The sequence below is a fragment of the Sphingorhabdus sp. genome (assembly GCF_041737645.1).
In the GTDB taxonomy this organism is placed as follows: Bacteria; Pseudomonadota; Alphaproteobacteria; order Sphingomonadales; family Sphingomonadaceae; genus Sphingorhabdus_B.
On sequence record NZ_JBGSRI010000007.1, the window covers coordinates 63,057 to 75,108 of the forward strand.

General features: G+C 54.4%; 9 protein-coding genes and 1 tRNA gene. 4 read left to right on the forward strand and 6 right to left on the reverse strand.

Annotated elements, in window-relative coordinates; translation table 11 throughout:
• Positions 1-3: 3 nt before the first annotated feature.
• Together ACEW72_RS00980 and ACEW72_RS00985 are read right to left on the reverse strand one after the other, a co-directional pair.
• Complete coding sequence (locus tag ACEW72_RS00980; protein WP_373474507.1) at positions 4-2,523, reverse strand: penicillin-binding protein 1A; 2,520 nt, start codon at positions 2,521-2,523, stop codon at positions 4-6.
• 69 nt (positions 2,524-2,592) lie between these two features.
• Positions 2,593-3,516 (reverse strand): N-acetylmuramoyl-L-alanine amidase, encoded by a 924-nt coding sequence (locus tag ACEW72_RS00985; RefSeq protein ID WP_373474508.1) that lies wholly within the window; start codon positions 3,514-3,516, stop codon positions 2,593-2,595.
• Positions 3,517-3,957: 441 nt separating this feature from the next.
• Between ACEW72_RS00985 and ACEW72_RS00990 the strand changes: the two genes are divergently transcribed.
• The 3 genes from ACEW72_RS00990 (at position 3,958) to ACEW72_RS01000 (ending at position 8,950) form a co-directional block, all read left to right on the forward strand.
• Entirely contained in the window at positions 3,958-6,567 is a 2,610-nt protein-coding gene (locus ACEW72_RS00990) for an Rne/Rng family ribonuclease (RefSeq protein WP_373474509.1), read from the forward strand.
• A gap of 122 nt (positions 6,568-6,689) precedes the next feature.
• Entirely contained in the window at positions 6,690-8,057 is a 1,368-nt protein-coding gene (locus tag ACEW72_RS00995; RefSeq protein ID WP_373474510.1) for a M48 family metalloprotease, read from the forward strand.
• Positions 8,058-8,125: 68 nt separating this feature from the next.
• Entirely contained in the window at positions 8,126-8,950 is an 825-nt protein-coding gene (locus ACEW72_RS01000; RefSeq protein ID WP_373474511.1) for a DsbA family protein, read from the forward strand.
• Between the two features lie 23 nt (positions 8,951-8,973).
• Here the strand turns inward: ACEW72_RS01000 and ACEW72_RS01005 are convergent, their stop codons facing one another.
• Positions 8,974-9,660 (reverse strand): RlmE family RNA methyltransferase, encoded by a 687-nt coding sequence (locus ACEW72_RS01005; protein WP_373474512.1) that lies wholly within the window; start codon positions 9,658-9,660, stop codon positions 8,974-8,976.
• Positions 9,661-9,662: 2 nt separating this feature from the next.
• Entirely contained in the window at positions 9,663-10,901 is a 1,239-nt protein-coding gene (locus tag ACEW72_RS01010) for a Ppx/GppA phosphatase family protein (protein WP_373474513.1), read from the reverse strand.
• Between the two features lie 170 nt (positions 10,902-11,071).
• Between ACEW72_RS01010 and ACEW72_RS01015 the strand changes: the two genes are divergently transcribed.
• A tRNA-Gln gene (locus ACEW72_RS01015) sits at positions 11,072-11,145 on the forward strand.
• Between the two features lie 258 nt (positions 11,146-11,403).
• Here ACEW72_RS01015 and ACEW72_RS01020 read toward each other — a convergent pair.
• Together ACEW72_RS01020 and ACEW72_RS01025 are read right to left on the reverse strand one after the other, a co-directional pair.
• Entirely contained in the window at positions 11,404-11,604 is a 201-nt protein-coding gene (locus tag ACEW72_RS01020; RefSeq protein WP_373474514.1) for an AlpA family phage regulatory protein, read from the reverse strand.
• A 48-nt stretch (positions 11,605-11,652) separates the two neighbouring features.
• A partial coding sequence (locus tag ACEW72_RS01025) for a transcriptional regulator (RefSeq protein ID WP_373474515.1) occupies positions 11,653-12,052 on the reverse strand: 400 nt, incomplete at its 5' end.

Genomic DNA, 12,052 nt, shown 5'->3' on the forward strand with positions numbered 1-12,052 from the left:
CCCCTAATAAATCCCGCCTTCTTGCTGGATGAATTCCTGATCGCGTTTGGTGCCTGCGCTTGGGCCTTGCGGGGTTCCGCTGCTGCGGGAACTGCTGTCGGATGAAGAGGACTTCTTTTTCTTTGGCTTGTCGCCGCGCGCTTCAAGATCTTCGCGCCGGATCGAGCGTTTGGGTTCTGTTTCGGCCTTGAAAGCTTCCCAGATTACGGCGCTTTTCGGATCGTCGCCCGGCCATGATCCATAGACACGCTTGCCGCTTTTGCGGTCAATGCGGACGAGCCTTGTGCCATATGGCGCGACAAAAGGTGTTTTGGGCATTCCGGCCATTGCGGTGCGCGCGAATTGCTTGAACACGGGCGCAGCGAGCGATCCGCCCTGGGCATAGCCGCCCATGTTGCGTGGCTGGTCATAGCCCAAATAAAGCCCCGCAACCAAATGCGGTGACCCGCCGATGAACCAGACGTTGGTCGGCCCGGTCGTCGTCCCTGTTTTGCCGAAAAGCGGGCGATCAAGATCACGCAAGATCGTTGCTGTTCCGCGCTGGATCACGCCTTCAAGCATGTGTACGGTTTGATAGGCGGTTATCGGGTCCATCAGTTGTTTCCCGGTTGCGACAAAGCGTGGCATGGGTTTCCCATCCCAATCTTTCGCTCGGCAGCGTTTGCAAGGTTTCCACTTTGCCGGCAATATAACCTTGCCATTTCGGTTCTGGACAAAATCGATTAACGTAGGTTTCAATTCGCGGCCGTGGTTGACCAGCATCGAATAGGCATTCACCATTTTCAGAACGGTGGTGTCCCCTGCCCCCAAAGCATAGGCCAGATAATCGGGATAGTCGCCAATGCCCATGGCGCGGAATGTATCGGTGACATTGTCCATGCCCGAATCCGCCGCCGCACGAACCGTCATCAGGTTGCGTGATTGTTCGAGGCCCCAACGCATCGTTTGCGGGCCCGCCCCGCTACCGCTGAAATTACGGAAGCATTTCTGACCAAGTGATGCGCCTTGCCACACGCAATAGGGGCCATCAACAATGATCGATGTCGGCGTCATGCCGTTGTCGAGCGCGGTTGCATATACAAAAGGCTTGATGGTCGAGCCCGGCTGACGTTGCGCCTGTGTGGCGCGGTTGAAGCTGGATATGCGGTTGTCAAACCCGCCCTGTACGGCCAGAACTCGGCCGTTCAGCGGGTTTTGCACCACCATTCCGCCGCCGACTTCGGGGACGGTTCGCACCGAATAACTGCTGCCGCCATTTGGAACAACAGCGATAACATCGCCCGCCCTCATCGCCGCTGGACCGCCATTCAATAGGCCGACGCTGCCGTCGGCAAAGCCAACGCGGTTTTTGCCCAACGCAACCCCTGCGCGCCAATTTGCATAATCAATACTGATGTTGGTGGACGCAAATCGCGACGCCCAATTGTCGTCGGATACATCGATGGTACCCATATTCGCTTTCCAAGCCTTGCCAGCATTGTAACGCAGCAATCCATCCCGCAAAGCTTGCGTCGTCAGCTTTTGATATTCCGGGTGCATCGAAGTACGAACCCACAGTCCGCCTGCATAGACGCTATAGGGCCCTTCCTTGTCGGTTTCGCCAAACTTCTCGATCAATTCGCGGCGCACCTCCTCGGTAAAATAGCCGCCGATATTTTTGTACCCGGTACCTCGCTGCTTGATCAAACCGAGCGGCTGTGCGCGGGCCTGCGTCAACTGCGTTTCAGTGATCCAACCGTTGGCGAACATCTCACCCAGAACCCAATTGCGACGGGTGATCGCGGCATCGACGTTTTTCGCGCGTCCATAACGCTCTGGTGCCTTTGGAAGGATCGCAAGAAACGCCATTTCGTGCAGAACAAGTTGGTCAACACTCTTGCCAAAATAGGCCTGCGCCGCTGCCTCAACACCAAATGACTGGCGACCCAACGCAATTTCATTAAGATAAAGCGACAGGATTTGCGGCTTTGTCAGCGCGCCTTCAATGCGCTTGGCAAGGATCGCCTCCTTTACCTTGCGCGTATAGCTATATTCATTAGTCAAAAGCAGGTTTTTGGCCACTTGCTGGGTAATCGTCGAAGCACCGCGCGAACGGCCGCTGCTAAATATATTGGCAAACACCGCCGACGCAATTCCGGGATAATCGATGCCGCCATGGCTGAAGAACGTCTTGTCTTCGGCTGCCAGATAAGCGCGGATCAAAAGGCGCGGGAAATCGGCATATTCCAACTGCACCCTTCGTTCGCGCGCGTAGCTCTGAAATGGCTCTCCATTCACATCGCGAACGACGGTGGGCAGTGGCGATTCATATTCAATAAGTGCCTCTGCATTAGGCAGATTTCTGGCAAATACGGCCCAAAACAGGGCCAGGAACAGCATTAGGACACCCGCCGCATAGACGACCCAACGAAAGCGTTTTCGTTGCCACCAAATTTGCCAACGACCGACAAATCCACCGACATCGCGTTTCAACTTATAGCTGATGCTTGAGGAGTCTTCAGGTGGGATCACTGCGCCTGTCATTATCGCGCCTCTCTAACCGATTTGCTGCCAAGGTCCAGATTGTTCATACCTTGGCTTGCTATTTTACTTCTATTTTGTCGCAAGCCGGCGTGCGAAATGAATTTGCACGGCGCTCGCCACGCTGCGTGCCACCTTGATTTGTCCAGCTTCCGATCGGAGAAACTCCACATCCTCTTCATTGCTAAGATAGCCAGTTTCAAAGAGCACAGATGGCATGTCGGGAGCCTTGAGAACAATGAACGAAGCAAAACGGTGCGAATTTGTCCGGATACGCATATTCGGCCTTGATTCGCGCAAAAGCAGTTTCGCAAAATCGGCGGAAACGTTCATCGTTTCGCGCTGGGTGAGATCAATAAGAATGGACGAAACATTGGCATCGGCGCGTCCCAGATTGATGCCGTTTATTATGTCGGACTTATTTTCACGCGCCGCCATCCGTTGCGCCTCCCTGTCGGACGCGACTTCAGATAACGTATAAACCGTACCACCAGTGGCTTCGGGGTTTTCGGCACTGTCGGCGTGAATAGAAATAAACAAATCCGCCTTCATTTTCCGCGCGATGCCATAGCGATCTTGCAGCACCAGAAACTTATCGGAATCCCGGGTCAACGCGACCCGTATTCTACCGGTTTTCAGCAGTTCTGTGCGGATCGATCTGGCTATAGCGAGCGTTACCTCTTTTTCATATTGTCCGCCATGCGGACTAATCGCGCCAGGATCGTGTCCGCCATGCCCGGCATCCAGAACCACTAATGGAAGCGTCATGTCTTTAGGGCCGCTGATTTTCGGAAGGTTCTGCGCAATAGCCCGTTTAATAGGTGCAGAAACCTCGTAACGCCGTTTTGGCGGCGCAGATCGAAATGCAATGATTTTGTTTATAGGCGCACGTGACGCCACAACAATGCTATTGGCGCTAGAAATCGATTGTTTTGTCCCTGGCGAGCTGGGCAATATGGTCCAAGGCAAGGCCGCGATGATCGCCAATAACAACATTTTGGCCTTATGCGTTTTTGATTGCCAATCGGTCCAGAAATATTTTCGACCGAATTATTCAGAGATCAATTATCGACCATTGCAGGTTTTTACGCATTCCCTTGCCCATATTGCAAACGGGTGCTAGCTAGACTTTATGGGGCACATATATCTTTGTCCCTTTGATCGGGCGCAGATAATTTACCGCCCATTTAACAGGTTGACGCTGCATGAAGCATGAAATTTCCGCCTCCGCCGCCCTTCTAGGGAACGGCATATGGGCTGGAAATCAAGCGCGCGCGATATTCGCCCGCCATGCACAAGCAGCAGACGCAATTTTTACTTACCATCCATATCGCCCTGCCGACGCCGACGCACTGCGTCCGATGCGGCTTGGCACCAACAATAGAGCAGGCGGCCCAGGGCTGACAACCGAAACGGTCACCTGCTGGAGTAATTTCAATGACCACGCGTATGCTAATCGACGCGCGTCACCGGGAAGAAACCCGGGTCGCAGTCGTCACAGGAAACCGGATTGAGGAGTTCGATTTCGAATCTGCCGAGCACAAGCAGCTCAAAGGCAACATCTATCTTGCAAAAGTAACCCGGGTCGAACCGTCGCTTCAGGCGGCATTCGTCGACTATGGCGGCAACCGCCACGGCTTCCTTGCTTTTGCCGAAATCCATCCGGATTATTACCAGATCCCCCGGGAAGACCGCGAACGTCTCTTGGCCGAAGAAGCGGAAGCCGCTGCTGAAGAAGCCGCCCTTCGCGAACAGGAAGAGGAAGAAAGCGAAGAGCCTTCCGACATCATGCAAGGTTCGGAAGAGCGCGAAGACGAAGTGTCCGACTTCATCGAAATCGACAGCGACGACAGCGTTGACACTATCGACATGAGCGAAGGCGAAGAGCCTGACCTTAGCGCGAATGGTGACGAAGCTAACGACGAAACTGGCCGGGATGAAACCAACGCCCGCAACAACCGTCGTCGCCGTGGCCGTGGCGGTCGCAATGGTGGTGAAGGCCGCGCGCCCAAAGCCAGCGATGAAGTCCGTGCCAAGCGCATGAACCTGCGCCGCCGTTACAAGATTCAGGACGTCATTCACCGTCGTCAGGTTTTGCTGGTGCAAGTTGTCAAGGAAGAGCGTGGCAATAAAGGTGCGGCGCTCACCACCTATCTCAGCCTCGCTGGCCGTTATTGCGTGTTGATGCCCAACACGTCGCATGGCGGTGGCATCAGCCGCAAGATCCATAGTGCCGCCGACCGCAAGCGTCTGAAATCGATTATTTCCGATCTCACTTTGCCGTCGACCATGGGCTGCATCATCCGCACCGCCGGACTTGCCCGCACCAAACCTGAAATCAAGCGCGACTTCGATTATCTCGCGCGGTTGTGGGATGAAATCCGCGAACGTACATTGCGCGGCGCGGCGCCGATGCTGATCCACACCGACAGCGACCTGATCAAGCGCGCCATTCGCGACATATATAATAAAGACATTGAAGAAGTTTTTGTCGAAGGTCCTGAAGGATATAAAGCCGCCAAGGATTTCATGAAACTGCTGATGCCCAGCCACGCCAAGCGTGTGCAGCATTATGCCGACCCTGTACCGCTGTTCCAGCGTTACCATGTCGAAGATCAGCTGAACGCGATGTATCAACCGATCGTCCAGCTTAAATCGGGCGGCTATATCGTCATCAACCCGACCGAAGCTTTGGTTTCGATCGACATCAACTCAGGCCGTTCGACCAAAGAACATGGTATCGAAGCGACCGCGCTTTCAACCAATTTGGAAGCAGCACGCGAGATCGCCAGGCAATTGCGTTTACGTGACATGGCCGGTCTGGTGGTCATCGACTTCATTGATATGGAGCATCATGGCAACGCCCGCAAAGTAGAGCGCGCCATGAAAGAAGCGCTCAAACACGACCGTGCCCGCATTCAGGTCGGACGTATTTCAGGTTTTGGCCTGATGGAAATGAGCCGCCAGCGTCTGCGTACCGGTGTGTTGGAAGCCTCAACCCGTCAATGTCCGCATTGTGAAGGAACGGGCCTCGTTCGCACCGCATCGTCGGCTGCTTTATCCGCCTTGCGCCTGATTGAAGAAGAAGCGGCGAAGGGCAATGGCAGCCAGATCGTGCTGCAAGCCAGCCAGGAAGCCACCATCTATTGCCTGAACAACAAGCGCGGCGAGTTGGCAGATATCGAAGAACGCTATCATGTCCGCGTGCTGATTGTGCCTAATGGTGAGACCGAAGGTGCCAAATTGGCCGTGAGCAGCTCAGGCCCACGCCCAGAGGCTCCGCTCGCCTTGCCCCCGATCATCGACGTTGAAGAAGATGATTTCGAAGAAGAAATCGACGATTTCGAAGCCGAAGAAGAAGAAGAGGCAAACGAACCGCGACGCGCCCGTGAGGATCGTCCGCGTGACGATAGTGAAGGTGGCGAAGGACGTCGGCGCAAACGGCGTCGTGGCCGAAGAGGCGGCAAATCGCGTGAGCGGGATGATCGTCCGGAAAATGCGGATGGCCAAATCGAGCCAGACGCTGAAAACGGCGACAATATTGTCGAAACAGAAGCGGAAACGGAAACGGCACCAACCGATGATACACAGCCTAAGGCCCGTCGTGGCCGTCGTGGCGGCCGTGGACGTGGTCGTGTGGATACCGATAGCAACGGAACTGATGTAGACGCAGAATCCGGCATTGAAACCACTTCCGAGGAATCAGCCATACTGGCTCCGGTGGCCGACGAATCTGCACCGGAAAAGCCGAAACGCCGGAGCCGGGCAAAGCCAAAGGCGGAAGTCGTCGCGGTGGTTGAAAGTATTGAAGCCCCCACCGTCGTCGCAGACGAGAAGCCAGCGCCCAAAAGACGCAGCAAGGCAAAAGCGGTAAGCGAGGAGCCTGAAACAGTGCCTGCCGCTCCGGTTGCCGAGGAAGCGCCAATCGCAAAGCCAAAGGCAACCCGGAAGAAAGCTCCCGCAAAAGCAGCCGAAACCACAGATGAGCAACCAGCTGAAAATGACGGCCCGCCGCGCACCGGCTGGTGGCAGCGTACTTTCGGCTGAATTGCAAAAAGCTAATAAAACCCCGCCCGTTTCGACTGGCGGGGTTTTCTTTTGGTCACTTTGCTAGCATCGGTGCCGTTTCTTCATTGCCTGTTCACTTTGCTGACGGCACAACTAGGGATATGGCTATCGTTTCCTTGAAACATCTTCGGGCGTTTATTGCGTTTGTTCTTGCGCTGACGCTGACCACGCAGCCCGTTATGGCGCAATCCATTTTACGGGACGCAGAAACCGAAGCCTTTTTCGAAGAAATTTCCGAACCGTTGATACGCGCCGCAGGGCTAGATCCGGCCAATGTCGACATTGTTTTGATAAATGATTCTTCGATTAACGCATTTGTCGCAGGCGGCCAGGTTGTTTATCTGCACAGCGGCTTGATCGACGCAGCAAAAAGCGCAAACGAAGTCCAAGGCGTGATCGCCCACGAACTCGGCCATATCGAGGGCGGCCATGTCATCCGCTTTTCGGAAGGTGTTAGCGCCGCCAGCGGTCTGAGTATCGCGTCACTCATACTCGCAGCAGCCGCGATAGCCGCGGGTGCAGGCGAAGCAGGTATGGGCATTTTAGCCGCCGGACAGCAAGCCGCATTGGGTAAATTCCTAGCATTCAGCCGCGCGCAAGAAGGCACGGCCGATGCGTCAGGTGCGCGCTATCTTGCGGCCGCAGGCATTACCGGCAGAGGATCGATCAACTTTTTCAAAACCTTGCAGAATTATGAATTCCGCCTCGGCATCCCCCAAGAGGACAGCTACGGCCGCACGCATCCTTTGTCAGGAGAACGCATTTCCGTTTTGGAAGACACATATTCCGCCGATCCGGCCTGGGAAAAGCCGTTGAACCAGAAATGGGAAACTGATTTCAAACGCATCAAGGCAAAATTGACAGGCTTTCTTGCCGACCCCAATGATACAATGCGTGATTATCCCGAAACGGACAAGAGCATCCCAGCCCGTTATGCGCGCGCTTATGCTTGGCATAAAGGGGCCTATCCTCAAAAAGCGTTGGAAGAATCCTCCGCATTGGTGACCTCTGCACCCGATGATCCTTATTTCCTGGAATTACATGGCCAAATATTGTTGGAATCAGGCAAGCCGGTCGATGCGATTCTACCTCTACGCAAAGCAGTCGAACTTACAGGCAACCAACCGCTCATTGCAGCGATTTTTGGTCACGCCCTTGTTGCGACAGAAGACAAGGCAAATCTGGATGAAGCCGCAACGGTATTGAAAGCGGCCGTCACAAAAGACAACCAAAACCCGTTCGCATGGTACCAATTGGGTGTGGTCTATGCCCAAAAAGGCGACACCGCCCGCGCCGCACTCGCCAGTGCCGAACGCTATCTAATGGAGGGTGCTCCGCAATTCGCCCTGCCCAACGCCCAGACCGCAATGGCCGGCCTGACCGAATATTCGCCCGACTGGATCAGGGCGCAAGACATCAACATGGTGGCAGAAGCACAACTGGCCCGGTTGAACAAACGGCGGCGCTAGGAATTGCATCCCAAGACCGGAGCCTAAATTACTGGTATATCCCTCTTTTTACTTTTAAGCGCAAAGCCATGAATGTAATCGCCAAAAATAGCCGCCTGCCTCTTTTTATCGTCGCCTTGGCTCTTGCCATATCCGCATTACTCGGCGCCTATTTTTTTTGGCGACCTGCGCCGGAAACGGGGAATCTTCAAGGTGAAGAAGTCGCCCAAAAAGCGTCAAGCTCAGCAGATGTAGCGGTTGCCGCGGCTGGCATGTCGAACGAAGAGCGCAACGCAACCGAAGCTCTGGTGCGTGCCTATATTTTGGAAAACCCGGAAATCATCACCGAAGCGGTTGAAATTTTGCAGCAGCGCGAAACGGCAAAACGGCTGACATCAGTTCAAAAAGAAATCGTCGCGCCCTTCCCCGGTGCAGAGGCTGGCAATCCGAAAGGCGACGTCACTATAGTCGAATTCACCGATTATAGCTGCGGATTTTGCCGCGCAAGCGTTGCCGACGTGAAGCGTCTGTTGACTGAAGACCGCCAAATCCGTCTTATTTACCGCGAACTACCAATATTATCACCCGCAAGCCGTGAAGCCGCGGCATGGGCCCTTGCCGCCGCACGGCAGGGTAAACATCAGGCATTTCATGACGCTATTTTTGCTGCGGGGCCTCCCAGCGCGCAAAGCATACGCACCGCGGCATCAAAGGCCGGGTTGAACCTTTCTGAAGCAGAGGCCTTCGCGGTTTCGCGAGAGGCCAAAACAGAGATCGAAAGCAATTTGTCGATCATGCAACAGGTTGGCTTTAACGGAACCCCGACTTTTGTAATCGGCAACCAGATTTTGGAAGGTGCTCTGGGTTATGAAGCCCTAAAGGCCGCCGTGAAAAAGGCGCGTGACCAAGGTTGAGCGCTTAGCTCAGGGTAAAGCCCCTATCCCTTTTTCCCTTGCGCTATGACATACCATTCCACTGAACCCTTGCGGCTGGCAGGAGGTTTCGCATGTTTGACGGTGGTAAAGTTGCTTTTCAATATGGATAGTAAAGCAGGGTCAGTGCCACCGGCAAAAACCTTGGCAACAAAATCTCCGCCGGGCTTCAACACTTGAACGGCAAAATCCACCGCCGCTTCGACAAGCCCCATAGTTCGCAAATGATCCGTTTGCTTATGCCCTACTGTGTTTGCGGCCATATCCGACAAAATTAAATCGGGTGCGCCGCACAGCGCTTCAATCAACCGGCCAGGAGCCGCATCGTCCATGAAATCCATTTCGAACAGGATAACGCCCTCAAGCGGTTCTACGGGTAATAGATCAATACCCACCACCGCCGCCTTGGGAATTTGTCGCCGGACAACCTGCGCCCACCCGCCTGGCGCAACGCCAAGATCAAGCACTAACTTTTTTCCGCGCAATACATGAAATTTCTCGTCAAGTTCGACAAGCTTATAGGCCGCGCGGCTGCGATAACCTTCAGAATGGGCGCGGCGGACGTAGGGATCGTTCAATTGCCGTTCGAGCCAACGTGTAGATTGCATCGACCGACGCTTGGCGGTCTTTACCTTTTGCCGCCCGGCAAGGCTGCGTCCCGAATTTTTCCCGCCAAAAAGATTGTCCGCCATCTTCAGTTCCGTCGATTCCGGCGATTGGCATCACTTGCCATCAACGCCCGCAGTATGCCTTCACGAATACCTCTGTCGGCAACACCCAGTCGTTCGCCTGGCCATATATCGAAAATGGATTCCAGTATCGCGCAGCCTGCGACCACCAGGTCCGCACGCTCATGACCAATGGTAGGAAATTCAGCCCTACCCTTAACCGACCTTCGGGCCAACTCACGGCTGATTTCGCGCATTTTTTCTGTGGGCAGATGCAGTCCGTCAACGGCGCGACGATCATAGCTTGGCAGTTTCAAATACACGCTGGCCAAAGTCGTAACCGTACCTGAAGTGCCTAACAAACGATGGTCGCCATCTATTTTGGGAAGTCGCGCGGCAAATTCAGCAAAACTCGCCGAAACCTTATCGCGCATCGCTTTATAGGTGGCTGCAAGACTCTCGGTATCATCCGCATCCTGACGTTCGCTTTCGGTCAAGGACACAACACCCCATGGCACGCTCACCCAATCGACAATTTCCGGAACGACACCATCGGTCGACACCAGTACCAATTCGGTCGAACCGCCACCAATGTCGAAAATCAATGCAGGACCGTCACCTTCTTCCAACAGGGCATGGCAACCCATCACAGCCAGCCGTGCCTCTTCCTTCGGGCTGATAATATCAAGATGGATACCCGTCTCGCGTTTTACCCGCTCTATAAATTGCGCGCCATTGACCGCTTGACGACATGCCTCCGTCGCGACTGATCTGGCAAGCACAACGTTCCGCTTCTTCAGCTTTTCGGCGCATACAGATAGAGCTTCAACCGCACGATCCATAGCCTCATCGCTCATCCGCCCGGTTGACGTTAACCCCTCCCCCAAGCGGACTACGCGGGAAAAAGCATCAACTACGGTAAAATCATCGCCGCCGGCTTTGGCTATCAACAACCGGCAGTTGTTGGTCCCAAGATCAAGTGCAGCATACGCTGTGCGTTCAAACCAATTGCGCCGCGAAGAGAATGAGTCCGATTTGGGTGCACGAGAAGAATTTTCGGATCGGGCATCGGAACCGCTAAAATTTGAAGCCGAACCACCTGACGTTGCGTTGTTTGATGCAGGTTGCCGCACGGCACGCGCCGCGCCATTGGCCGAAGCCGGCTGCCCATTAGCAGCCATCGGTGCCGCTTTTTTGCGACGGGGCGACTTTCTATTTTTACGCCCGCGTCCCTTTTGCGGCGATGGCGCGATATTTTCGCCCATGGCCGAGATTCTCTTCTTATATTTTATCCGGTTCGGATGACCCGCCGGTACCTGACGGCGACGCTACGACGAACGGGTTAAAATATCAAGATTTTTGCAAGCACTTCGCGAAAGTCCCGATTCAGCGACTTGACCGCTCCACAGCACAGGAATATAGGCCCGCCCTCTGCTCCCCGGTCGTCTAACGGTAAGACTACGGACTCTGACTCCGTCTATTGAGGTTCGAATCCTTACCGGGGAACCATTTTAATCCCTTAAATTATTGAAATAAAACCATTTATTTTTCAATTTTGTAACGGCGTCCCACATTCCGTCCCACATTTGGATTTCGCCCATCCTAACATTCGAGGCGGCGCAATTCATTTGATTACGCGGCCAAAGCTTAAGCTAAATGTTGTATCTGGAGTGCTCGGCTAAGTCCCGTTTGTATCTGGAGAGTCACCAACGTGCGGTCCAACATCGGCTGACGCCGAGCAGTTAGATCTTGGTCACTTCGATAAGCTTACAGCAGCGCGTCGGCGACCGCTTTGACCCAATCGTCAATTTCGCTTTCTACCCAAACTGCACATTTGGGTCCGAGTGACCGCGACCTTGGAAATCGGCCTTCGCCCATGAGACGGTAGATCATCGACCTCTTGATGCCGACACGGGCAATGACGTCGGGCAACCTGATAAGGCGTACCGGGCGAGCGGGAACTTGCACTCCCTTAACCAGGTTTTGATTGAGAAATTGCTCTTCCATAGCTGCAGTTCAACGCCCTAAAGCCAGCGAAAGATCGCGGCTCGCAATGTCATCAATATGTTCTGAGACCAAACGTGCAACCAATTTGGACGTACCAACAGCCCATCGCGGTCGCACCTCGCTGAATTTGTCTTGCAGCGCGTCATTTAATGTTGCTGGCAGAGAAGAAACAAGTTCATCCCAGAACGCGCCCATCTCCTGATGCATCCAATTCGCTGCCAGCTCTTCCTTTCCAGCAAGTGCCAGGAACAATGTTCCGCGCGCCGGGACACCAGCAGCTGCGAACAATCGCAGGGCTTCATCGACGGTAACAGACCGTGTTCCGCGAATAACACGCAGCAGAGCATCCTTGTGGAAGCCTGTCTCGCTCGCGATGTCGCGCTTTGGCCTGCCTGAATTCTCGATTGCT